Source organism: Roseburia sp. AM23-20, assembly GCF_003470905.1.
Taxonomy (GTDB): domain Bacteria; phylum Bacillota; class Clostridia; order Lachnospirales; family Lachnospiraceae; genus Roseburia; species Roseburia rectibacter.
This window is the reverse complement of the sequence record NZ_QRHS01000004.1, coordinates 109,146-134,134: the sequence shown is the minus strand read 5'-3', so window position 1 is coordinate 134,134 and position 24,989 is coordinate 109,146. Positions and strand designations below refer to the sequence as shown.

Genomic DNA, 24,989 nt, shown 5'->3' with positions numbered 1-24,989 from the left:
ACACAGTTGGTGTACAAAAAAGACGCTTGAAAATGGAGATTGAGGGAAAATATGGCAACAATCTATATAGTGGAAGACGATATTAATATTCGTGAAATTGAGCGGTATGCACTCAAAAACAGTGGCTATGAAGTGGAAGAATTTGAGGGCAGTGCACCATTTTTTAAGCGTCTGGAAAAAAATATTCCGTCACTGATCCTTTTAGATATCATGCTTCCGGGGGAGGACGGACTGGATATTTTAACAAAGATAAGGGCAGATAAGGCAACTGCAGAGGTTCCGGTCATCATGGTAACGGCAAAGACAAGTGAACTTGATAAAGTAAAAGGACTTGATCTTGGAGCGGATGATTATATCACAAAACCGTTTGGTGTGATGGAGCTGATCTCCCGTGTGAAGGCAATGCTTAGAAGAACAAGCCGCGTGCATGAAGATTCACAGCTGATTCATGAAGATATTCTTATGGATATGGATAAACATGCTGTTACCGTTGCAGGGCAGACGTGTGAACTGACGTTTAAAGAGTTTGAATTACTGAAGTACCTGATGCTCAATCAGGGAATCGTTTTATCAAGAGATAAGATCATGGATCAGGTATGGGGTTTCGAGTATGAGGGTGAGAGCCGTACCGTTGATATGCATATCAAAACACTGCGGCAGAAACTTGGTGCAGCGGGAAGCTGTATCAAGACCGTGCGGAATGTGGGGTACATGATAGAATGAAGAAAAAGATCAATATCGGGTTTATGTTGATTGCGGCAATCGCCATTGTGGTGACTGCCGTTTGTTCTATGTTTCTGTTTTATCAGATTTTAGAAGAACAGATATTTGATGATCTAAAGGCAAATGCACATGTTGTTTCAGTGATAAGTCCGGATCAGTTATCGAAAGATATCACTTATTCTTTGGAAACCGATGGACTGCGCATTACATGTGTGGATGAAAATGGTGATGTGGAATATGACAGCATGGAAGATGTATCTTCCATGGAAAATCATAAAGAACGTCCGGAGATCGCAGAAGCAATGAAAAATGGTGAGGGAAAATCAATCCGTGTCTCATCCACTTCGTCGAAGCATACTTTTTATTATGCACTCAGAAAAGAAGATGGAAGTGTTGTGCGTGTGGCAAAAGAGAGCGGAAGCATTTATCATCTGGTGTCTACGATGTCGGGGCTGATCTTGGCGGTTGGACTGATGGTATTTCTGATGTGTGTATTTTATTCATACCGCCTGACGCGGAGACTGATGGCACCGATCGAGAAGATGGCAGACAATATTGTTCTCGTGGATGAGACAGAAGTTTATGAGGAAATGCAGCCATTTATTTCCATGATTAAAAAGCAGCATATGGATATCTTAAACCATGCGCAGATGCGGCAGGAGTTTACGGCCAATGTCTCACATGAATTAAAAACGCCGCTGACGGCTATCTCCGGATATGCAGAACTGATCGCAAGCGGAATGACAGGCGGTGAGGATACCGTGCATTTTGCAAATGAGATCCATAAGAGCGCGGAGCGGCTGCAGTCGCTGATCAATGATATTATTAAGTTGTCAGAATTAGATGACAGTGATTTAAAACTTGAATTTGAGACGGTTGATCTGCATGAGCTTGGAGAGCAGTGCGTCAGCTCCATGCAGATGCAGGCAGAGAAAAATGAGGTGACATTGCAATTAGAGGGGACGTCTGTTCCGATGAGCGGGAATAAGACACTGCTTGAGGAACTGTTGTTTAACCTTTGCAGTAATGCGGTGCGCTACAACAAAAAAGGCGGCAGTGTCACGATCGTGACTGCCATCGAAAATACAAGACCGGTACTGATCGTAAAAGATACCGGTATCGGAATCCCAAAGGAACAGCAGGAGCGTGTCTTTGAGCGTTTCTACCGTGTCGACAAGAGTCGGTCAAAATCTACCGGCGGTACAGGTCTTGGACTTGCCATCGTAAAACACATTGTTGCCCAGCATGATGCACAGATTTCAATGACGAGTGAAGTCGGTGTGGGAACAGAGATCAAAGTTGTGTTTTAAAAGCAGTTTTTAGTAAAAAAATCTAACCGAATCCTCAAATTTATGCTACAATAAAAAGATGCAAGAAATATACGATTGAGGAGCAAAGCAGACATGTTTTCCATATCAGACATTAAACAGGAAGCATATCCGGCAGCATACCGCCGGGGAAAGGAATTGTATGAGCAGGGACTTGTACAGGAATTTTCCTATGATGTATACACGGAGGATGGCGTTCCAAAGGCAGAATTAACTGGAAAAGTAAAAGGACAAGTCGAGGATCATTATGATGTCCGGCTTGTGATAGATGAAGAATATGCGGAAGTTTCAGAGAGCCGCTGCAACTGTGAGGCATTCTGTAACTATGAGGGCATCTGCAAACACTGCGTTGCCATTGCACTCGCCTATGTGAACCGCAGACAGGCGAAAGATATCTTAAATGCAAAACTTGGAGTAAGCGAGAAGACAGAGCAGAAGGACATCCACACGGAAAAAGAGTTAAAAACGGATACTTCATTAAAAAATCTGTTAAACCGTTATTCCATGCGTGCAGGTTCTACTTATCTTCTACCGGAAAATATTTACGGTAAGGTGGAGTTAGAGCCATACTTTAAAATGGAATACAGTTACGCGACAGTAGAATTTAAGATCGGAATGGAACAGAAATATGTTCTCAAAAATATTTCTGCATTTTTACATTCGATCAAAATTAACGAAAAAGTCCGTTATGGAAAAAAACTGGAATTTTATCATCATTTAGATGCATTTACGGAATCTGCAAAACGCATTATCACATTTATGGAACAGCAGGAAATGGACAAAAGGCGTCAGAGCCAGTTCCATGCGTATTATGCGTATACAGGCAGCTATGAGCGCACAATGGAGTTAGATGGTGTGGGAATCGACCGCTTTTTTGAGGCAGTTGGTGACATGCCGTTTGAGGCGGAGGTAGGATTTTTACCGGAGGATACCTATACGTTTTCACCGGAAGAGAAAAAGCCGAAACTGGTCATCCGTCAGGGTGGTTCCGGAATCTTTCTGCTGCTGGAAGATGATTCTGTGATCATAGGTGAAAAATATTTTTATTTTTATGATGCGGATATGATCTACCGCAGTCCTGCAGGAATGAAGGAGACAGTCGGGGAGTTTTTTGAATTTATGCACCGTCAGACCGGGGGACAGGCCTATATTGCTGCAGATGAGCTTGCCATGTTCTGCCGTGATCTTCTTCCATTGCTCAAGAAATATTTTAAGGTGGAGAAAGAGGCCGGATTTGATGAGAGCCTTTATGTGCCGCCAAAGCCGGAGTTTGAACTTTACTTAGACAGACAGGATATGAATACGGTAGGCGCGAAACTGATGGCTGTTTACGGGGATGATAAATATAATGTCCTTGAGAAGATCGCACCGGGGGAAGTGCGTGACCTTGCAGAGGAACTCCGCATCAAAAATCTTGTAGAACCGTATTTTAATGAATACGCCATGGCACAGACCGTGTTTGTGCTGTCACATAATGAGGAAATGCTTTACCAGCTTGTTTCAGGCGGTCTCAGAAGACTGGGCGAATTTATGACCATATATACGACGGAGAATTTCCGTAATTTAAAGGTTGTATCTTCACCGGCTGTTTCTGTGGGCATTTCGTTAAAGAGCGATCTTCTGGAATTAAAAATTCATTCCGATGAAATGTCACGGGAAGAACTTGCATATCTGCTTTCAAAATATGACCGGAAAAAGAAGTATATCCGTCTGAAAAACGGTGATTTTCTAAATATTGAAGAAGATGGACTGAGTACGTTAGCGGAAGTCAGCGAGGATCTGCGCCTGACAGAAACAAACCTGAAAAAAGGCACTGTAATTGTTCCAAAATACCGCGCAATGTATCTTGATGCGGCATTAAAGAACAATCAGCTTCTATCGATCGAGAAAAATAAAGAGTTCAAGGGCATGGTCCGCAATATGAAAACGATCGAGGACAGTGACTATGAAGTGCCGGAAACGTTAAATTCGATCATGAGAAGTTACCAGAAGAATGGTTTCCTGTGGTTAAAGACACTCCGTGAAAATGGATTTGGCGGTATTTTAGCGGATGATATGGGACTTGGAAAGACGCTTCAGGTCATCAGTCTCCTGACAGCAGAACAGGAAGAGATGCAGTCCGGGGAAAAGGAGCTGCGGCGTTCGCTGATCGTGTGTCCGGCATCTTTGGTTTATAACTGGCAGAAGGAGATCTCGCGGTTTGCCCCGCAGTTGCAGACTGTCATAGTAGCCGGCAGTGTACCGGAGCGTGCATCGATCATAAGACACAGTAAAGAGGGCGAGATCCTTATTACCTCGTATGATCTGTTAAAGCGAGATGCAGAAGTGTACCAGAAATTTGTATTTGCGATCCAGGTCATTGATGAAGCCCAGTATATCAAGAATCCGTCCACCCAGGCGGCAAAAGGTGTGAAAAAGATCACTGCAGCATTCAAACTTGCATTGACCGGAACACCGATTGAAAACAGGCTCAGCGAGCTGTGGAGTATTTTTGATTATCTGATGCCGGGATTTTTATATACTTATCAGAAATTCCGGGAGGAAATTGAACTTCCGATCGCGGTAAATCAGGATGCAAACAAGATGGAACGCTTACAGCGCATGATCCGTCCGTTTATTTTAAGACGTCTGAAGGGAGATGTATTAAAAGACCTTCCGGAGAAGATCGAAGAAAATGTATTTGCAAGGTTAGATGGCGAGCAGATGCAGTTATATGATGCTTACGCGACCAGAATGAAACAGATGTTAAGTCAGCAGAACGACAAAGAATTTCAGAAAGGAAAGATGCAGATCCTTTCCGAACTTACAAAACTGCGTCAGCTCTGCTGTGATCCGGCTCTTTTGCTGGAAGATTATCAGGGAGAATCTGCAAAGACGGATATGTGTATGGAACTGATCGTAAATGCAGTCGGAGCAGGACACAAGATCCTTTTGTTCTCACAGTTTACATCCATGTTAGATCGTCTGACAGAGCGTCTGAAAAAGGAAGGTATTGATTATTATCTTCTGACCGGTTCTGTCAATAAAGAAAAACGTATGCAGATGGTAGATAGTTTTAATAATGATGATGTTCCGGTATTCTGTATCAGCTTAAAAGCAGGTGGAACCGGATTAAACCTTACCTCTGCGGACATCGTGATCCACTATGATCCATGGTGGAATGTTGCGGTACAGAACCAGGCGACAGACCGTGCACACCGTATCGGACAGAAGCACGTCGTGACAGTATACAAACTTGTGGCGGAGGGAACCATCGAGGAGAAGATCATCGATATCCAGGAGCGCAAAAAGAAACTTGCCGAGCAGGTACTTGAGGGCGAAGGAATGGATTCTGCAAGTTTCACCAAGGAAGAAATTCTTGAGTTGCTTGGCTGATAGGAGATAACCAGTAAAAAAAGCAGTAAGGGAAAAGAGAAAAACGGCAGGACATTTTAATGATTTGCTGCTGCCGGTGATCCTGGTATTGTGTGTTTTGCCATTTGTGGTGTATTTAGCGGAGTATGATACCGGATTTAGCCAGTATAACTGGAATTCAGATTACAGCATGATACCGGATTTTTATACCTGTTACCGGAGAAGTATTTTCCTTGTGGACGCATGGATTTTGTGCTGGTTTACATATACGAGAGCGGCGATCGTGGCACTGGTTGTGGTCGCGGCAGATATTTAAGCAGGGTGCTGGATCAGAAGAAAGATAACCGTTTAGAGTCAATCGTTACGTCCCAGGATGGCGTGACAATCACTTATGAAGGTAAATCTTACCGTTTCTTCAGCTTTTGGATAATGGACAATTACATTGATTGGAGCACTCTTTCTTGCGATACCACGCACCTCCCTCGGTATTTCAGTCTATGAGAGAGAAGTTATCCGCCGCAAATGCGGAACCCAGGAAGTCAGACAATGTGATGGCCACCTGAATGGTTGCCAGAAACTTGGCAGGCTCTCTTGTCAGACGGAACAGGCGTTTTGCTCGTTTATCTCCTTGACCCGCCATCCTTTCCAATTTTGTTTCGTTTATGGAAAGTACCGCAATCTCTGCACAAGCAAAAACTGCATTTAATGCAATCAATATAATCTGTAATAAAAACAATACTAACATTTTAACCTTTTTCTGCAATAACAATATACTATCTTCAAAAAAAGCAAAAGACACATCCCATGCATGGATTCCAATGCACGAGTCGTGTCTTAACTTCTATATCTGAACAAATAGATTTTGTAATTGCATCGGTTAGGGTCAGGACAACTGTCGCTTGTATCCATTTTGTGATTCCACCTTCTTTCCCACAATATAATATTTTTTATTATAGAATAGCTCTCTGGCTATGTCACCAATTGCTCCATCAACAAAGTGTAAGTAGAGATTTTTTAACTGTTTCTTAGCATTATTCCACTTTCTGCATCCTATATCCAACGCCAATATGAGTCTGGATGAATTGTGGAGCGCCAGGGGTTTTCTCCAGCTTTTTTCGCAGAGTTGCCATAAAAACACGCAGAGAACCAATGTCATTCTCCCAACTGCTTCCCCATGCATTTTGTAAAATAAAACGATGTGTCAATACCTTGCCTGTGTTTCGTGCAAGTAAACACAGCAGCTTGTATTCCGTTGCAGTCAGAGACAGCTCATCGTCACCCAGATAAGCACAACCCACAGAATAGTCAATTCGAAGTGGACCGTTTTGATAGACCGCCTGTTCATTGCTCACATTTTGCATCAGCGCAAGGCGGCGCTGGGTAACACGCAGACGTGCTAGTAATTCTTCAACAGAGAACGGTTTTGTTAAATAATCATCTGCACCAGCATCCAGTGCATCAATTTTATCATTATCCTCAGCTCTTGCGCTGATAACAATGATTGGAACGTTTGACCAGCTACGGACACGGCGTATTACTTCCACTCCATCAATATCTGGTAGTCCCAAATCCAGTAAAATTATGTCAGGATTATGAGAAGCTACTTCCATCACGGCTCCTTCACCGGTGCCTGATGCAATAAAGCGGTAATCATGTGCTCTTAATGTTGTAGTTATTAGATTGCGTACCGGAGCATCATCCTCCACAACGAGGATTTGAAAGTTATTCATGTATTATTACCTCCTCCAGCGGAAGGGTAAAACGGAACACAGAACCATGCGGTAAATTGTCCGTAATGTGGATTGATCCGCCATGTGCCTCCACAATAGCCTTGCAGAGGTACAGACCCAGTCCAAGACTGCGGCGATTATCCGCTATTTTATGTTCGCCGCTGTAAAATTTATCAAATATTTTTCCTTTTTCCACGTCGCTGATGCCCTTGCCGGTGTCAGCGATTTTGATTTCCGCCATCCCGTTCTTGCATTCAGCACTGATACTAATCAAGGTGTCCGAAGGTGTGTATTTCAGTGCATTGTCCACAAGATTGATGATGACCTGTACGATCAGCTTTGCATCTGCCCGTACCATCAGTAAATCATCCCCATAATTCAAAGTGATGGAATGCTTTTTTGCATTGGGGCGGATATGCTGCATCGCTTCCTCGATGATTTCAGAAACCAGCTCTGGAGAGGTTTTCAGCATCATGCGACCTTCTTCGATACGAGTAGAGTACAAAAGATTTTCCACCAGGTTGGTCAACCACATGGAGTCATCGTAAATATCTGCATAAATCTGCTGTTTGGTTTCATCATCAAAGCTATGACTGTTGTGTAAAAGATTGCCTGCATTACCGGAAATCGTTGTCAGCGGAGTGCGTAAGTCATGGGAGATGGTTCGCAGCAGATTAGCTCTAAGTTGTTCACTCTCTGCCAGAATTGCTGCAGCTTCTTTTTCCCTGATATTCTTCTCATTTTCCAGTGCAAGCGCTGTTTCACCGAGAATAGACAAAAGGATGCCCTGCTCTGATGCATCCAAAGCACCTGCCATTGCATCAATTCCCACGACACCATATATTCGTTCATTGACACGAACAGCAAAATACAGATACTGTGCATCTGGGAAGTTCTTTGTTGTAGCTCCGGCATTATGATTGTTCTGAAGAACCCACTCTGCAATCGCAAGTTCTGTTTCTTCATCGTAAAAGCGCTGTTCATCCGAAATGAAACGTATCGGCTCAGATAATCGTCCACCTTCGTGGTCAAAAATGACTATACTTCGTCCGAGCAGCTTGTTGATCTGCTGTCCGGCAGTTTGCAGAATGGCTAATTTGTTTTCTGCCTTAGACAAAAGCTGATCTGTATCAAAAAGTACCTTTGTTCGTTTGGCGATTTTCTCTGATTGTCGTGCCTGTTCTTTATATCGAATGGCAAATGTACCTGTGATGTACGCCGTTAAAAACATAACTACGAATGTTACCGGATAACCGGTATCGTAAGCTGCGAGCGAGAATCGAGGTGCTGTAAACAGATAATTAAAGATAAATACACTGACTATGGATGAAATCAAGCTGTATATCTGATGGGATGTGGCAATAGATGTCAACAACACACCAAGAATATACACCATTATAATATTTGCATCGGTAAAGCCTATCTCGTGAAACAACAAACTGAGTAATGTTGCCGCAAACAGAATCAGAGCGCTCTTTACAGTGTTTTTTATGATTTGCTCGTGATGGTATTTCCTCGCCTTTTTGGGATGATAGGTCGTATCTGCTGCTTTATCTGGAATGATATGAATATCCAGCTCTGGTACATAGGACAACAGAAGTTGTGTTAATGTCGGCTTTCCAAACAGATGCTTTTGGATAGCGGAGCTTTGGCCCAAAACAATTCGAGTAATACCGGAGATGCGGGCAAACTCTGCAATTTGGTACGGAACATCGTCGCCATATACCGTTTCGATAGTCGCTCCAAGCTGTTCAGCCAGCTTGCGGTTTTCCTCCAATCGCTTTTTGTTTTCGTCGGTAGCCACTGCAAAATCCGGTGTTTCAACGAATAATGCTGTAAACTGACTGTCAAAGGCTTTTGCCATTCTTGCGGCGGTACGAATGATCTTTGCATTGGACGGTGCCGACGACAGACAGGCGAGGATATGATCCTGCTTGCTGTTAATGTTATTTAGTTTATTCATTATCCTCACCTCCAATTTTGTAATAGATTCTACCATACAAAAGTCCTGATTTCTACCTCGAAAATGTGAACGATCAGTCTAAATAGTCAGCATATCCGCATTTTAGTCTACAATGTTCCATTTCCAATGCTGTAATTACTCGGTCACGATTTTTGGATTTCAAACTCTTTTTCCAAACAACACGAATCCATTTTTCCTCATCCAAATTTTCAACCGTTAGACCAAGCGTGGTTACCAGCATCTTTGTCTTTTCGTATGGAATCCGAACAGAAGCATATTGTTGCCCCAAAGGTTCTGTGCTGTCATCTGCCAGAAGAAGAATGTCGATACGTTCGTTTATTAGCTTATCTAAGAGATGATTGATTTGTCCACTACTGAGAAAGAACTCAACATGAGGAGCAGATTCAGAACAGCTCTCTAATGCAGATGCAATGGAATTCAACAGCATCGGGGTTTCTGCTGCAATATGAATCTTGCATTGGCTATTTCGGTTACCTTCGGCGATTAGGCGTTGGTTTTCTTCAATGAAATCTCCGAATCTTGCAACAACATAGTATCCAAATGCAAAAGTTGCCAACAGAATTAGTATTAAAAATAGATCCTTCATCAAGAACACCTCCTTAGCCTGATTAAAAAAGGATTGATTATATGCGGAAGCACTTGTGGACGGCTTTTTCCTGTCCTAACACAAGAATCGATTTATTTCGACCAAGCGCGGTATCCGGCGTAATGCTCATATTTAATCTTCCGTTCTCACGGATACCAAGGATGTTGATGCCAAACTTTTTACGAATGTCTAACTGTACAATGGTTTTTCCGTTCCACTCAAGTGGGGTTTCCAATTCGAAAATAGCGTATTCGTTATCCAGTTCAATGTACTCCAAGATATTCTCAGAGGAACAACGGACTGCTGTCCATGCAGCCAACTGCTTTTCAGGGTAGACCACTTCATCTGCGCCATTACGTAGCAGAAACTTTTCCTGTATCTCACGAGATGCACGGGCAATAACCTTTTTAGCGCCCAATTCTTTCAGCAGATAAGCGGTTTCCAAAGAGTTTTGGAAGTTATCTCCAATGGCAACAATACAGGAATCGTAATTGCCAATACCCAGAGAAGCGAGGAATTCTTCATTGGTGCTGTCCCCAATCTGTGCATTGGTAACATAAGGAAGCAGTGCATTTACACGTTCCTCACTGGTATCTACTGCCATAACCTGATGTCCCATAGTGTGCAGCTTCATAGCAATAAACTTGCCAAATCGTCCAAGACCAATCAATAATATCGATTTCATAACAGAACCTCCTTGTTCTTAACCTACCGAGATTTTCTCGACAGGGAGTTTTGATAATGTGTTTTTTGTTGCCGGCAGTGTAGCGAAGATCAGCGTCAGCCCACCAACTCTGCCGATATACATCTGTGCAATCAGAATCAGTTTGCTTATAGCCCCAAGTTCCGGTGTGATACCCAGTGTCAAACCGACTGTGCCAACCGCCGATGCACTTTCATACAGGCAAGTTACAAGCGGAAGATTTTCCAGTTTACTGATTGCTATGCCACCAAGAAGAAATAACGAAATATACATAAAGAACACCGTTGCCGCATTTTTTACGGTATCATCATCGATGCGTCGCCCGAAGAAACAACCATTCTGACGTTTTTGAAAGACTGCCGCTGCGACAGATATCATTACTGCAAAGGTAGTAACTTTCATACCTCCTGCCGTAGAACCGGGCGCACCGCCGATGATCATCAACAATGATGTAATCATCTGTCCAGTTTCGCTCATTGCATTCAAGTCCACGGTGTTAAAGCCTGCTGTTCTCGGCGTAACAGCTTGGAACAAGGCTCCCCAAAAGCGTTCTGCAAACGGAAGATGTGCCAGTTCGAAAAAGAAGAAGTAGACCGTTGGAATCAGTATCAATCCTGAGGTAACAGTAAGGATAACTTTGCTTTGCATACGGTATCGCTTTATGTGGATGCCGTTGGTGCAAATATCTCTCCAAGTCAAAAATCCAAGTCCGCCGATGATAATCAGTAGCATGATTGCCAGATTGATAATTGGATTTGCAGCATATCCCATCAAAGAATTAAACAGAATACCATCATTTACAATGTCAAAACCGGCATTACAGAAGGCTGAGATAGAGTGAAATACTGCCATCCAAAGACCTTCGCCAAATCCGTAATCCCCGATGAACACAGGAGCCATGATCGCTGCGCCCAAAAGCTCAATAATTACGATGCCTTTCAAGATGAAACCAGTGAATCGGACAATGCCGCCAACCTGCGGTGCGGAAATTGCATCCTGCATTGTGCTTCTTTGCATCAAGGAGATTTTCTTTCCTGCTGCCATTGTAATCGCAGCAGCTACTGTGATAACGCCCATGCCGCCGATTTGAATTAACACAATAATGATTGCCTGCCCAAACACTGTCCAATGTGCCGCCGTATCATAAACCACAAGTCCGGTCACACAAACCGCCGAAGTCGATGTCAGCAGACAATCCAGAAACGGTGTAATCTCTCCACCTTTACTGGATACCGGCAGCATCAGAAGCAGCGCACCCAACAATATGACAGCGGCAAAACCGAGAATGATCATCTGTGAGGAGGATAATTTACGTTCCAGTTTCCCCATCTCAACACCTCCAACGTTCGTTTTCTTAATTGTATTATTGCATTTCAACCATAAAATGGGTATTAGCGTGCCGGTTATGGCATTAAATTCGCATTAAGATAAAGACCATCACTGGTTCTCAAATAGAGAACCGTGATGGCCTTCATTTTTAACAATATATCAATTCATTTAAGACGATTTCTTCCGCAGCATTGCGGATGAAGATGCCTATCAATTCTTTACTCAGCATGATACGGACTTGTTTTCAGACAAAGATGCCTTTGACAACAAGCATGGTATTATGGCGTACAACCGTACCGATCAGGAAAAAGGCAGAGCAACAAAGTACCTTCCTGCAAGTGAATGGATTGTATCTGTTGGCAAGCATCCGCGGCTGATTCCGGGTAAAGTGTGGGTACAGATTCAAGAATCTTTGGAATGCAATAAATCCAAATCCTTTAGAAAGCCACGCAGTAATGAAGCGCTTCTGACTGGCTTGCTATTCTGTAGCTGCGGTGAGCGTATGTATCCGAAAATGAGCAAGCGCAAAACTGCGGATGGAAAAGTAATTTATACCTATGTATGCAAAATGAAGGAACGCAGTCAGAGGTCTGTATGCAACAGCAAGAATGCCAATGGCAATACATTGGATATGGCTGTGGTCGAGCAGATTAAAATGCTTGCGGAGGATAAGGATACTTTCATTGCACAGTTGGAACAGAGCCGTAGATTCTATACCGGCAATCGCATGGACTATGAGCAGCGACTTGATGAAATGAGAAAGGAAAAGGCAGAAACCGAGAAGAAAATCAATTCTCTGGTAGACGCCCTTGTAGATATGGGCGACAGCCCTGCCAAGGCGCATGTAACCAAACGAATTGAGCAGTTGAACGAGGAATACCAGTCCCTTGAAAAACGTATTCAGGAACTGGAGGGTCTGACCACACAGCATGCTCTCAGCGATATTGAGTTTGACTTGATGCGTCAGCTGCTGACTGTCTTTAAGGATGGCATTGATGAAATGACCATAGAGCAGAAACGAGCAGCCATCCGCACCATCGTGCGTAAGGTTATCTGGGACGGAGTCAACGCTCATGTGGTTCTGTTTGGTGTGCAGGACGATGAAATCGAATACCCGGAAATCGCTTCTGTTGCTTCTGATAATACAGACGACGAGGACGAAAACGAGGAATTGGTGGCATTTTCTGATGTAGACTACGAAGATGACAATACGGAGGATGACCGCCTGGGAAAAACTAATCCCCTTAGTGTATCAAAAACGCATTGGGGGGAGGATAGCAAATGCAATACAGATGGATGCAAAAGAAGAATTAATATTTTGGCTGGATGATTATACACTGGAATTTTCAAAACTTGCTGCGGGATATTATTATGAGACAGAATGGGGAAAAGCGGATGAGATGGTGGAAATACCGCATGCTAATTTCCACGGACTGGAATATTTAGGAAGCGGCCGCCTTTACATCTGGTCAAGGATACTCCCAATGTTAAAACATTATATCTTAAAAGGGAGCGGTCCGGACACCTTTGCAGAAGTGTTTCCGCAAAATGATTATGTTGGAAAGATGATCTATGCGGAGAGCACCGGCAGGATCATGGAGCGTGCGCACAATGATTTCCTCGCGCACTGGGTGCAGACAGGATTGCTGTCACTTCTTGCACTGCTGTTGTTTTATGTGTTCCTTGGAATCGCGCTTGCAGCGGTGTAATGTTTTTTTAACGAAACATTCATTGACAAATCATGGTGTATAAGATATGATGTGAAAACAGCGTTTGGCATAAGTGAAAAACTTATGATGAGCACAGGCTGTTTTGAAGGAAAGCAGTCTGTGAAACCGTGAGGGAGTAGTTCGCGTGATCGCGTGGTTTGTCAACATACCGGTTTCTTTTGGTGGGCACACACGAAAAGAACCTGGCAAATCTTAAAGAATGAGACTCATGTATATTTTTGTAGGGATATCTGCGAGGATATCCGGTACAGGAATATACGTGGAGTCTCTTTTTTTGTCATATTTATTTGAGAAATATTATCATTTAAAGTATGTCAGAAATTGGAAATCACTGCAGGAATGACGCATACAGTACAAAATAACTGAGGAAACATCACGGAAAATGTCTGATACAAAAAGAAAGCGGGTAAAAAAAGATGGCTATTTTTATTGAATTGTTCCTGATGGGCGTCGGGCTGTCCATGGATGCATTTGCAGTGTCGATCTGCAAAGGACTTGGGATGCGTAAGGTCAACAAGAAACAGGCACTTGTGATCGGGTTATTTTTTGGAGGATTTCAGGCATTGATGCCTCTTATCGGATGGCTTTTGGGAAGTCAGTTTGAAAAATATATCACAAGCATTGACCATTGGATCGCATTTATACTTCTTGGAGTGATCGGTGGTAAAATGATCATCGAATCCATAAAACCGGATCAGGAAGAGGATGAGGTAAAAGAACTGGATGCGCCACTCGATCTCAAAGAGATGTTTGTGCTTGCAGTTGCGACAAGTATTGATGCACTTGCAGTCGGGATCACATTTGCATTTCTGGACTATCCGATCGTGGAGGCAATCACGATCATTGGAATCACCACCTTTTGTATCTCGATTGGCGGGGTTTATGTTGGAAACTTTTTTGGAAACAAGTACGAAAAGAAAGCAGAGTTTGCCGGCGGACTGATCTTAGTATTGCTCGGTGTCAGAATCCTTTTGACACATCTGGGAATTTTATAAATAACAGGATATAAATAACAGGAAAAACGAAGGAGGAAATGTGTATGGTGGCGATGATGCAGTCAATAGCTTTATTGATGGTGGGATTTGTTTTATTGATCAAAGGTGCAGATTTTTTTGTTGAGGGAAGTTCTTCCGTTGCAAGGGCGCTGCGGATTCCGTCTATGATTGTCGGACTCACGATCGTTGCAATGGGGACGAGCCTGCCGGAACTTGCTGTCAGTGTAACAGCTTCCGTTGCCGGTAACAATGCATTGGCAGTCAGCAATGTGATAGGTTCTAACCTTTTTAATTTAATGTTTGTATGCGGGGCATGTGCATTATTTGCACCGTTGATCGTACAGAAAGATACATTAAAAAAAGAAATACCAGTTTCTGTTCTGTGCGCGGTGCTTTTGTTTGTTCTGGGAATTTCCGGCATGGAGATAGGAAGAACAGATGGTGTGATATTGTTACTTCTTTTTATTGGATTTTTGGTATGGATGGTACGGTCAGCATTAAAAGCGCATGCGGCATCGGCAGAAGCAGAAGATCCTTCCGGTGAATATAAAATTTATCCTGCATGGAAATGTGCATTATATATTGTGGGTGGTGCAGTGGCTATTAAATTTGGCGGGGATTTTGTTGTAGATGGTGCGTCAGCGATTGCCGTAAAAGCCGGGTTAAGCCAGAATCTGATTGGACTTACGATCGTTGCAATGGGAACCAGCCTGCCGGAATTCGTCACCTCTGTGGTAGCTGCAAGAAAAAATGAAGTTGATATGGCATTTGGAAATGTGATCGGATCAAATATTTTTAATATTCTGTTTATTCTGGGAGTGACAGCAGCGATAAGTCCGGTAGCGTTTATTATGGAAAATGTGGTGGACAGTATACTTCTGGTGCTGGTAAGCATTCTTGTATGGGTGTTTGCATGGAGCAGGCTTCATATAGAGAAAAAAGAAGGTGTGGTGCTGCTTGCATGTTATGCAGGATATCTGATATATATCTGTACGAGATAAGAAAGATAATGTATAAGATGAAAAAGGTGTTTATTGAAGAAATACAGGGAAAAGAGTATAATTCTGTTTTGACAGTTTAAAAAATTAAATCGCTCTCATCAATTGCTACTTCAAAACTAAGTTTTTCACAAACAGTATTCAATCAACATATAAAGATGGAAAGCGAAAAAATTCTAAATATAAAGTTACAGAATCATTTAATTGGCTAAAGTGTTATTATCCTTGGAGTTATACAGACACAATTGGTGTTGCATGGAGTGGAGGTTTTGCCTATAGTACAAATTCAAAAAGCATAACGTATTATAATATGCTAGGAACACCACCATCGTTTAAATGGGCTAAAACATCAAAAGGAAGTAAACAAGCATTAGCAGATGGAACACCAGCGAAAGGATGCAAATATAATTTTTGCTTCATTATTTATACAGACTGCAGGATGCGAACAGACTGAATATTGGAAAAATAAAATACATATAGAAGATGTTTGGAAGGAAACATATGGAAATGAAACCATTATTGTGGGAATTATAGATAGTGGTATAGATATTACATCTTCTGATTTACAAAGTGTAATATATCATAACGATCAAGAAATTTCTAATAATCAAGTTGATGATGTGGTTAATGCAATTAAATATGGATATAATAAGGGAATTCGTCTTTTTAATTGTAGTTGGGATATGGAAGTATATAGTGAAAAATTATATACAATAATGAAAGAATGTTCAGATGTAATTTTTGTTTGCTCAGGTGGGAAAAATAGTTCTAATGTAGATGTACAACATGTGTATCCAGGTTGTTTTGAGTTACCCAATGTTATATGTGTAGGAGGTTTGGGGATAAATGGTAAAATATATGAGTTTTCTGGATATGGAGAAAAAATTGATATATATGCTCCGGCGGAGAAAGTATATTGTTTAATGCCGGAGGATACATATACTTATTCCGAAGGTGTGTCTATTTCAGTAGCATATGTTACAGGAATAATTGCATTGGCAAAAAGCATAAATCCTACATTGAAATGTGAAGAAATAAAAAATAGATTGCATAAGTGTTACAATGAGGAATTAAATATACCAGTATTAGACGTAAAGAAGATATGTATTCAGGAGTGAAATAATGGATAGAATCATAATTTTAATTATAGTATATCTTATTGCATGCTATATATGGAAAAAGATTGATTGTTCAAGACATAGGAAAATACATAATGCAGTGTTATTTATATCAAGTATAATGGTAATCATCGGTTGTATAACACCATTAAATTCCACATATATAATTTTGTGCGCAATCATATTGATATTATTAGATTGTCTGGTAAAAAAAGTATGGACTGCATAAGGTAATATTTTTTAACGAAACATTCATTGACAAAAGCCGGAGCAGATTTTGGTGACTTTGGGAGAAAATTAGAAAATCTTGGTCTGCCGGTCACGTCACTCCGAGAAAACCTACATCAGGCACATTTAGATTGCCTTATTTTCGTACAACGGAACAAAAATTACTCCGGCTTTGCGAGGGATGCCACTCATAAGCCTGCGACACAACATTTGAACGGGCAGCTCATATCAATCGTACTGTGTAATCAGCAGCGATTAACCCCATTTTATATAAAGTTAAGACCTTATTTATTGAAGATATATTAGGAAAAGAGTATAATGTGCGTAAGCAATGAGCAGTGTCAAAACAGGTACTGCGTAGTATAGAAATAATCAGGAAACCAATTCAGGGAGGTAGCACAGTATGGAGTTTTTTGATAAGTTAAGCGAGACAATCGTGAGTGCAGGTAAGGATGTTGGTCAGAAAGCGAAGGATGTATCCGGGATCGCAAAGTTAAAGATGGATATCAGATCCAAAGAAGATTTTGTGGAAAAACAGTATGCGGAACTTGGAAAAGCATATTATGAGAAACACAAGGATGAAGAGAGCGTAGAAGGCGAAGAAAAGACACCGGAACAGGAGCACTTTTTCCTGATCACGGAGGCGCTTGGAGAGATTGAGCGCATGCGCGCAGAAGTATTTAAACTTCAGGGAGCCGTGGAATGTCCGAAATGTGGTGCCAAAATGCCACAGGGAGCAGCATTCTGCAGTAGCTGCGGAACAAAAATGGACGATATATTTGAGGAATAGGAGCCGGATGCGTGGAAAATCAGAATAAAGCCCGGGCAGATCTGCGTCAGTTAATGCCTTTTTTCATTGTGGCTTTTGTGGGGATTATTTATCATCTGAGGATCCGTCCGATGGCGGGAGATGATGTATTTTTTTCGCAGGCAACGTCAGAGCTTGGATTGTGGAATTATCTGATACAGCGTTATGAGACGTGGACATCCCGGTTTGTGATAGAGTTTCTTCTTGTCTGGATCATAAAGTATCCAATTTTGTGGAGACTCATTGATCTGACGCTTTTTATTTCGTTTCCGGTATTAATCTCAAAAATATTTGATGGCGGAAAACTGATGGACTGGTGTGCGGCAGCGGCGGTTCTTTTATATCCGTTTCATGATATGGGAACGGCAGGCTGGATTACCACAACGGTAAATTATTTCTGGCCGGTCTGGGGAATGTTCTTTGTTGGATTTCTGCTGAAAAAAATGCTGGTACATAAGAAAATCAATATTGTGGAAGGCATTGCAGGGGTACTTGTCTGTGTGATCGCAAGCAGTCATGAGCAGGTAGCGGTGATCCTGTTTGTGGTTTTTATATTGTATGGCATTTATCTGATTTGTGGGAAATCTAAAAAGACGCCTTTGGTGCAGGATTCTGCTGGAAGCACGCTGACAGACAAAAAAGTGATACACAGCAATAATCTGTATCTGGCAGGAATGGTACTTGTTAATATCATAACACTGATCTCAATCCTGCTCTGTCCGGGAAATGCCGGAAGAAATGCGGTCAGCATTGCAGATCTTCCAATTTTTGAGACATATGGATTTGGAGATAAATTGTATCTTGGTCTGCTCAGTATTGAGCGTGTGTTTATAGCAAACTGCGATGCCGTATTTCTGACAGTTGCATTGGTGCTTGCAATGCTTGTCTATGTAAAAACGGATGACTATAAAAAGACCATTATTTCTGCGTTACCGGTCTTGATTTTATTCGGACAGACGGCAATGCGTACTGCTTATCCGGGATTATCAGGTCTGTTTGTCATGCCGCAGGAGATCACAGAATGGAGCTGGGGCACGCTTTCTACCTGGCTTCCGATGGTGTATCTTGCAGTCACAGTGGCGGCGATGCTTTATGCATTGTGGATTATCCTGGGAGAGCAGCCGATAGAGTATATTTACGCGCTTCTTATGTTGGGATGCGGATTTGGTGCAGGCATGATCCTTGGATTTATGGCGACGATCTATGTCTCAGGTGAGCGTGTTTATATTACCCTGTATTTTATATTGTTGTTTGTGACAATGTTTTGCATTTACCGTATGGAAGATGCTGTGGAAGAAAAATTAAAGCAGACAGGTGGAAAGCTGGCGGTGACACTGCTTGCATTGATCTGCCTTATAAATATTGGATTTGTAACCCTATCCTGTTAAGGATAGGGTTTTCTGTCATTGTTAAGGACAGGGTTTTCTGTCACCATATTTTTTTGTTGACAAAACATAGTATTCATATTAATATAGTAGGAAATAAGAAAACAAAAATATACAATACTTCAGATAAAAGACAGAACAGAAAAGGATAGTGTGAAAAATACATTTTTCACAAGCAAGGGAGATTACTATGAAAGAAATATTATGCTTTGGAGATTCCAATACTTATGGTTTGATTCCTGGAACGAAAAAACGTTACGATAGAGATACAAGATGGACGGGACTGATCGAGCAGGAGCTGTATGGGAAAGGCTACCGCATCATTGAGGAAGGATTGTGCGGCAGGACAACGGTTTTTGAGGATGAGCTGCGTGAGGGAAGAAAAGGAGCTGCATTGCTGCCAACTCTTTTAGAGAGTCATGCACCGGTGGATCGTGTCGTTTTGATGCTTGGAACGAATGACTGCAAGACATTTTACAATGCCTCAGCAGAGGTGATCGGTCTTGGTGTGGAACGTCTGGTGGAGCAGATACGTAAGGCAGATCAGAATATCCGGATCTTATTGATCTCCCCGATACAGCTTGGGGAAGGTGTCTGGGAGCCGGGGTATGATCCGGAGTTTAATGAAAAGTCCGTGGAGGTATCGAAGGGACTGAAAGCAGTTTATCAGAAAGTTGCAGAAAAATATGACTGCGATTTCCTTGCAGCATCCGATGTGGCAGAGCCGAGTAAAGAGGACAGAGAACATCTGAATAAGGAAGGTCACAAAAAGCTGGCGGAGGCAGTGCTTGGAGTGCTGGCGGCGTAGTAAGATCGTCGGACATTCCGCAGGAGACGAATATGGAATCTTTGGTATGGATTTAGGCATGGGAGCACGCACGGCGCAGGCATGTGAGGAAAAGTTAAACAGTATGGACGGAGCATCATAACAGATCGGATAAAATGACAGGTAAGAAGTTTGATTTGGATGATTTTTAGACAGAATGAAACGAAATGTTATATATTGATAAAAATATAACAAAGAGGCTCTGAATAAAGAAACGGAATTATGCATTATATATAAAACAAAACGAATAAAACTGTAAAACACAAACAAAAATGATAAAAAGCATCAAGAAAGTATTGCATTGCATTGTGCATTATGATATGATGCAGTCAGTTCAATAAGAGAGCTATGACAGGAGAGCGAATAGAACGGCCGATGAAGCCGTTGGTATTGTCGCTCTTTTTTATGTTATATTAAAACTGCAATGTAAAAACGTCATGAGGTGACCATTAGTTGTATACATATGAATTAGGAAAAAGGTGTCTGGGAAGGGGAAAGCATGAATCAGAATTTTTATGAAGCAGTAGTGGATAATCCCATCATTGCAGCGGTAAAAAATATGGAAGATGTGACAGAATGCTGTAAGCATGATGATATCAGAGTCATATTTATTTTATTTGGAGATGTCTGTTCTATTGGATCAATTGTAAAGACGATCAGGGATGCAGGTAAGATTGCAATGGTGCATATGGATCTCATCAGTGGTTTAAGTCCAAAGGAGATTGCAGTTGAATTTATTAAAGAACAGACCAAAGCGGATGGAATTATTTCCACGAAGCCGTCACTGATCAAAAAAGCAAAAGAAATGTCTATGTATACAGTACTTCGTGTATTTTTACTGGATTCGATGGCATTTGAAAATATCAGGCAGCAACAGCACATGATAAAACCAGATTTTATCGAGGTACTTCCGGGAGTAATGCCAAAGATCATTGCACAGATCAGTCATTCGGTAAAAGTACCCATTATTGCGGGAGGGCTGATCACAGATAAAGAAGACGTGATGGGAGCATTGTCAGCGGGTGCGATGGCGGTATCATCCACAAACCATAAAGTCTGGAATATGTAGGGTAAAAAATAATATATTTCAATAGAAAAAAGAACAATCAATTTTACGAATATTTATAATGCTCTGGGGGGAGCAGTTTAAATATTAAATAAAGCCAAAAGAAAGAGGAGGAAAAAGTATGGCAAAATATGTAATGGCACTGGATGCTGGAACCACAAGCAACAGATGTATCCTGTTCAACGAGAAAGGTGAGATGTGCAGCGTGGCACAGAGGGAATTTACACAGTACTTCCCACAGCCGGGCTGGGTGGAACATGATGCAGATGAAATCTGGGCAAGTATGCTCGGTGTTGCAGTTGAGGCGATGAACATGATCAATGCGACAGCAGAGGATATTGCAGCAATCGGTATTACCAACCAGAGAGAGACAACGATCGTCTGGGATAAGGAAACAGGAGAGCCGATCCATCATGCGATCGTATGGCAGTGCCGCAGAACTTCAGAATATTGCGATACCTTAAAAGAAAAAGGACTTACCGATAAATTCAGGGAAAAAACAGGTCTTGTCATTGATGCATATTTTTCAGGCACGAAGGTAAAATGGCTGCTTGACAATGTACCGGGTGCAAGAGAGAGAGCCGAAAAAGGTGAATTATTATTCGGAACGGTAGAAACCTGGCTGATCTGGAAACTGACAAAAGGCGCTGTTCATGTGACCGATTATTCCAATGCATCCAGAACAATGTTATTTAATATCAACACTCTTCAGTGGGATGATGAGATTTTAGCAGAGTTAAATATTCCAAAATGTATGCTGCCGGAGCCAAAACCGTCAAGCTGTATTTACGGGGAGGCAGATCCTTCTTACCTTGGTGGACCGATCCCGATCGCAGGTGCTGCCGGAGACCAGCAGTCAGCATTGTTTGGTCAGACCTGTTTTAACGCAGGAGAGGCAAAGAATACATATGGAACCGGATGTTTCCTTTTAATGAACACAGGCGAAAAACCGGTATTTTCCAAGAATGGTCTGGTAACTACGATTGCATGGGGACTGGATGGAAAAGTTAATTACGCACTGGAAGGCTCTATTTTCGTGGCGGGGGCTGCGATCCAGTGGTTAAGAGATGAATTAAGAGTCATTGATTCTGCACCTGATTCGGAATACATGGCAAAGAAAGTAAAAGATACGAACGGCTGTTATGTAGTTCCGGCATTTACCGGTCTTGGTGCACCTCACTGGGATCAGTATGCAAGAGGTACGATCGTAGGTATTACCCGTGGCGTCAATAAATATCACATTATCCGTGCAACATTGGAATCTCTGGCATATCAGGTGAATGATGTTCTGGTTGCCATGAAAGCAGATTCCGGAATTGATCTTACCGCTTTGAAAGTTGACGGTGGAGCAAGTGCTAATGATTTCCTGATGCAGACACAGGCGAACATTATTGATGCGCCGGTAAATCGTCCGCAATGTGTAGAGACAACAGCGATGGGCGCTGCATATCTTGCTGGTCTGGCAGTCGGTTACTGGTCAAGTAAAGAGGATGTTATTAAAAACTGGGCAATCGACAAGACATTTGAGCCGCAGATCGATGCCGCAAAGAGAGAAGAAATGATCAAAGGCTGGAACAAAGCAGTCAAATATGCATACGGCTGGGCAAAGGAAGATTAAAAAGAAGGTTTTGTATAGGGAAGGTAAAGATTGTAATGTATTGGTAAAGTTAATTGAATAAGGGGGGATAGTATGTTACCATATATAGCAGAGTTTTTGGGAACTATGATTCTGATCATCTTAGGTGATGGAGTTGTTGCAAACGTAAATCTCAACAAATCTGGCATGAAGGGTGGAGGAACTGTCCAGATCACATTTGCATGGGGACTTGCGGTTATGCTGCCGGCATTTATTTTCGGAGCAGCATCGGGAGCATCGTTTAATCCGGCGCTGACGTTAGCACTTGCAGTTGACGGAAGTTTTGACTGGGCAATGGTTCCGGGATATATCATTGCACAGTTTGCAGGAGCGTTTGTTGGAGCGGTGATCGTATATCTTTTGTTTAAAGGACAGTTTGATGCAACAGAGGATCAGGCGACAAAACTTGGGGTGTTCTGTACAGCGCCTTCTATTCCGAACATGGGACAGAATATTTTCAGTGAGGCAGTTGGAACGTTTATCCTTGTATTTGCGATCAAAGGTATGGCAAATGTGCCGGGACTTACCGATGGACTTGGAAAGTTTCTTGTATTTGGAATCATTGTATCGATCGGTATGTCACTTGGTGGACTGACCGGATATGCGATCAATCCGGCAAGAGATATCGGACCGCGTCTTGCACATGCCGTTCTTCCGATTAAGGGAAAAGGAACATCCAACTGGGGATATGCAGTTGTTCCGCTGGTGGGACCGGTGATCGGAGCAATTGTTGCAGTACTGCTATATGGAGCAATTCCATGGTAGACCGTATGTTTGTCATGCGATAAGTAACTTTATATGACAATTTTATATTTATGACAGTAGATGTGCATGTGGAACCTGCAATCTATTGTTGAGGGGCAAGAGAGAAGAGAGCCTGACAGGATAATCGCAACAGCATGGGTGCGCTTACTTGTCAGGCTTTTTTATTCATAGGAGATTACATCTTATGAATGAAAAAGCCCTCCGGGTTAGATACCAGAAGAACAAAGTAAAAAAAGGAGAGATGGAAAATGTATGACGTAATTATCATCGGAGCCGGTGTATCCGGCGCAGCAGCGGCGAGAGAATTGTCGCGTTATAATGCAAAAGTATGTGTGATAGAGAAAGAGGAAGATGTCTGCTGCGGCACATCCAAGGCAAACAGTGCAATCGTACATGCGGGATATGATGCAAAAGAAGGTTCCCTGATGGCAAAATTAAATGTACGGGGAAATGCCTTGATGGAGCAGCTTTCCAAAGATCTTGATTTTCCGTTTAAGCGGATAGGTTCTCTGGTTGTCTGCAAGGACGAGGAGGATATGCCAAATCTGAAGGCGCTTTATGACCGCGGTGTGGCAAACGGTGTGCCGGGACTGCGCATTTTATTGAAAGAGGAAGTACATGAAATGGAGCCAAATCTTTCGGATGATATCTATGCGGCTTTATATGCGCCGAGTGCCGGGATTGTCTGCCCATTTCATTTAAATATAGCACTGGCTGAGAATGCAAATGCAAACGGTGTGGAATTTAAGTTTGATACGGAAGTAACAGATCTGAAAAAAACAGGAGAGATCTGGGAGGTCCATACGAATCAGGGCGTGTTTGAAACAAAATATGTCGTCAATGCGGCAGGTGTTTATGCGGATAAATTTCACAATATGGTCAGTGAAAAGAAAATCCATATTACACCAAGACGCGGCGATTACTGCCTGCTTGACAAGAGTGCCGGAAACCATGTGAGCCACACGATCTTTGCACTTCCAGGTAAATATGGAAAAGGTATTCTGATCACGCCGACGGTACATGGAAACCTGTTATTAGGACCTACTGCGATTGATATTGAGGACAAAGAAGGAACGAACACGACAAGAGAAGGCTTAGATCAGGTTATCGCCGGGGCGAATCTGAATGTAAAAAATATTCCGATGCGTCAGGTTATCACTTCTTTTGCCGGACTTCGTGCACATGAAGATGGTCATGAGTTTATCATTGAAGAGGCAGAAGATGCAAAAGGCTTTATCGACTGTGCCGGAATCGAGTCACCTGGGCTTACGAGCAGTCCGGCGATCGGAGAAATGGTTGCAGGTCTGTTAAAAGAAAAAATGCATTTGGAAGAAAAGAAAGATTTTATCGCAACGCGCAAAGGCATCTTAAATCCAAATACTTTAAGCAAAGAAGAAAGAGTGGCCTTAATAAAGGAAAAACCGGAGTATGGCAATATTATCTGCCGCTGTGAGATGATCACCGAGGGAGAAATTATCGATGCCATCAGACGCCCGCTCGGTGCAAAATCACTAGATGGTGTCAAACGCCGCACAAGAGCCGGAATGGGACGCTGTCAGGCGGGATTCTGCTCGCCGAGAACAATGGAGATCTTAGCAAGAGAGCGCGGTGTGAGTCAGTCTGAGATCACAAAATCAGGCGGAAATTCAAAAATTATTGTCGGAACCAACAAGGACAGATTGTAAGAGGGAGGAGCC

22 protein-coding genes and 1 pseudogene are annotated in these 24,989 nt (G+C 42.4%); 17 read left to right on the top strand and 6 right to left on the bottom strand.

Features of this window, described 5'->3' with window-relative positions:
• Positions 1-51: 51 nt before the first annotated feature.
• The 4 genes from DW650_RS05565 to DW650_RS05550 all read left to right on the top strand — a co-directional run bounded on the left by DW650_RS05565 (position 52) and on the right by DW650_RS05550 (position 5,721).
• Positions 52-723 carry a response regulator transcription factor gene (locus DW650_RS05565; protein WP_117920850.1) on the top strand — a complete coding sequence of 224 codons (672 nt, stop codon included), beginning with the start codon at positions 52-54 and terminating at the stop codon, positions 721-723.
• Complete coding sequence (locus tag DW650_RS05560) at positions 720-2,033, top strand: ATP-binding protein (protein ID WP_118209282.1); 1,314 nt, start codon at positions 720-722, stop codon at positions 2,031-2,033. The genes DW650_RS05565 and DW650_RS05560 overlap by 4 nt, the downstream gene beginning before the upstream one ends.
• A gap of 93 nt (positions 2,034-2,126) precedes the next feature.
• Positions 2,127-5,426 carry a DEAD/DEAH box helicase gene (locus DW650_RS05555; protein WP_118209281.1) on the top strand — a complete coding sequence of 1,100 codons (3,300 nt, stop codon included), beginning with the start codon at positions 2,127-2,129 and terminating at the stop codon, positions 5,424-5,426.
• Positions 5,427-5,490: 64 nt separating this feature from the next.
• On the top strand, positions 5,491-5,721 hold the full coding sequence (locus DW650_RS05550; protein WP_118209280.1) for a hypothetical protein: 231 nt from the start codon (positions 5,491-5,493) through the stop codon (positions 5,719-5,721).
• 186 nt (positions 5,722-5,907) lie between these two features.
• On the opposite strand, the pseudogene DW650_RS05545 reads toward DW650_RS05550, so the two are convergent.
• The 6 genes and pseudogenes from DW650_RS05545 to DW650_RS05520 form a co-directional block, all read right to left on the bottom strand.
• A pseudogene (locus tag DW650_RS05545) lies at positions 5,908-6,150 on the bottom strand (CNNM domain-containing protein); the annotation flags it as partial.
• Between the two features lie 286 nt (positions 6,151-6,436).
• On the bottom strand, positions 6,437-7,135 hold the full coding sequence (locus DW650_RS05540) for a response regulator transcription factor (protein ID WP_117920846.1): 699 nt from the start codon (positions 7,133-7,135) through the stop codon (positions 6,437-6,439).
• Complete coding sequence (locus DW650_RS05535) at positions 7,128-9,098, bottom strand: DUF4118 domain-containing protein (RefSeq protein ID WP_158576207.1); 1,971 nt, start codon at positions 9,096-9,098, stop codon at positions 7,128-7,130. Before DW650_RS05535 ends, DW650_RS05540 begins: the two co-directional genes overlap by 8 nt.
• 73 nt (positions 9,099-9,171) lie before the next feature.
• Positions 9,172-9,705, bottom strand: coding sequence for a hypothetical protein (locus tag DW650_RS05530; protein WP_118209277.1), 534 nt, complete (start codon positions 9,703-9,705; stop codon positions 9,172-9,174).
• Between the two features lie 37 nt (positions 9,706-9,742).
• Positions 9,743-10,390 (bottom strand): potassium channel family protein, encoded by a 648-nt coding sequence (locus tag DW650_RS05525; protein WP_118209276.1) that lies wholly within the window; start codon positions 10,388-10,390, stop codon positions 9,743-9,745.
• An 18-nt stretch (positions 10,391-10,408) separates the two neighbouring features.
• Positions 10,409-11,737 carry a TrkH family potassium uptake protein gene (locus DW650_RS05520; protein WP_241070816.1) on the bottom strand — a complete coding sequence of 443 codons (1,329 nt, stop codon included), beginning with the start codon at positions 11,735-11,737 and terminating at the stop codon, positions 10,409-10,411.
• 238 nt (positions 11,738-11,975) lie between these two features.
• Between DW650_RS05520 and DW650_RS05515 the strand changes: the two genes are divergently transcribed.
• The 13 genes from DW650_RS05515 (at position 11,976) to DW650_RS05455 (ending at position 24,977) form a co-directional block, all read left to right on the top strand.
• Positions 11,976-13,067 (top strand): recombinase zinc beta ribbon domain-containing protein, encoded by a 1,092-nt coding sequence (locus tag DW650_RS05515; protein WP_118209275.1) that lies wholly within the window; start codon positions 11,976-11,978, stop codon positions 13,065-13,067.
• Positions 13,030-13,446 carry an O-antigen ligase family protein gene (locus DW650_RS05510; protein WP_158570868.1) on the top strand — a complete coding sequence of 139 codons (417 nt, stop codon included), beginning with the start codon at positions 13,030-13,032 and terminating at the stop codon, positions 13,444-13,446. The genes DW650_RS05515 and DW650_RS05510 overlap by 38 nt, the downstream gene beginning before the upstream one ends.
• Positions 13,447-13,883: 437 nt before the next feature.
• A complete protein-coding gene (locus tag DW650_RS05505) occupies positions 13,884-14,462 on the top strand; it encodes a manganese efflux pump MntP (protein ID WP_117920841.1) in 579 nt (192 codons plus the stop codon).
• Between the two features lie 44 nt (positions 14,463-14,506).
• Positions 14,507-15,463: a calcium/sodium antiporter gene (locus tag DW650_RS05500; RefSeq protein ID WP_118209273.1), complete on the top strand. Its 957-nt coding sequence runs from the start codon at positions 14,507-14,509 to the stop codon at positions 15,461-15,463.
• A gap of 374 nt (positions 15,464-15,837) precedes the next feature.
• A complete protein-coding gene (locus DW650_RS05495) occupies positions 15,838-16,578 on the top strand; it encodes a S8 family serine peptidase (RefSeq protein ID WP_118209272.1) in 741 nt (246 codons plus the stop codon).
• A 631-nt stretch (positions 16,579-17,209) separates the two neighbouring features.
• The gene (locus DW650_RS05490; RefSeq protein WP_118209271.1) at positions 17,210-17,596 is read left to right on the top strand and encodes a zinc ribbon domain-containing protein; all 387 of its coding nucleotides are present in this window, start codon (positions 17,210-17,212) and stop codon (positions 17,594-17,596) included.
• An 11-nt stretch (positions 17,597-17,607) separates the two neighbouring features.
• Complete coding sequence (locus DW650_RS05485) at positions 17,608-19,002, top strand: hypothetical protein (RefSeq protein WP_118209270.1); 1,395 nt, start codon at positions 17,608-17,610, stop codon at positions 19,000-19,002.
• Positions 19,003-19,189: 187 nt separating this feature from the next.
• Positions 19,190-19,807: an SGNH/GDSL hydrolase family protein gene (locus tag DW650_RS05480; protein ID WP_117920835.1), complete on the top strand. Its 618-nt coding sequence runs from the start codon at positions 19,190-19,192 to the stop codon at positions 19,805-19,807.
• Positions 19,788-19,928 carry a hypothetical protein gene (locus DW650_RS05475; RefSeq protein WP_241070815.1) on the top strand — a complete coding sequence of 47 codons (141 nt, stop codon included), beginning with the start codon at positions 19,788-19,790 and terminating at the stop codon, positions 19,926-19,928. The genes DW650_RS05480 and DW650_RS05475 overlap by 20 nt, the downstream gene beginning before the upstream one ends.
• A 396-nt stretch (positions 19,929-20,324) precedes the next feature.
• Entirely contained in the window at positions 20,325-20,894 is a 570-nt protein-coding gene (locus DW650_RS05470; RefSeq protein ID WP_118209269.1) for a glycerol-3-phosphate responsive antiterminator, read from the top strand.
• A 118-nt stretch (positions 20,895-21,012) separates the two neighbouring features.
• Entirely contained in the window at positions 21,013-22,509 is a 1,497-nt protein-coding gene (gene glpK, locus DW650_RS05465; protein WP_015519905.1) for a glycerol kinase GlpK, read from the top strand.
• Between the two features lie 72 nt (positions 22,510-22,581).
• Positions 22,582-23,292, top strand: a complete 711-nt coding sequence (locus DW650_RS05460) for an MIP/aquaporin family protein (protein ID WP_006857092.1) — start codon at positions 22,582-22,584, stop codon at positions 23,290-23,292.
• A 248-nt stretch (positions 23,293-23,540) separates the two neighbouring features.
• Entirely contained in the window at positions 23,541-24,977 is a 1,437-nt protein-coding gene (locus DW650_RS05455; protein WP_118209268.1) for an NAD(P)/FAD-dependent oxidoreductase, read from the top strand.
• The last annotated feature ends 12 nt before the right edge of the window (positions 24,978-24,989 follow it).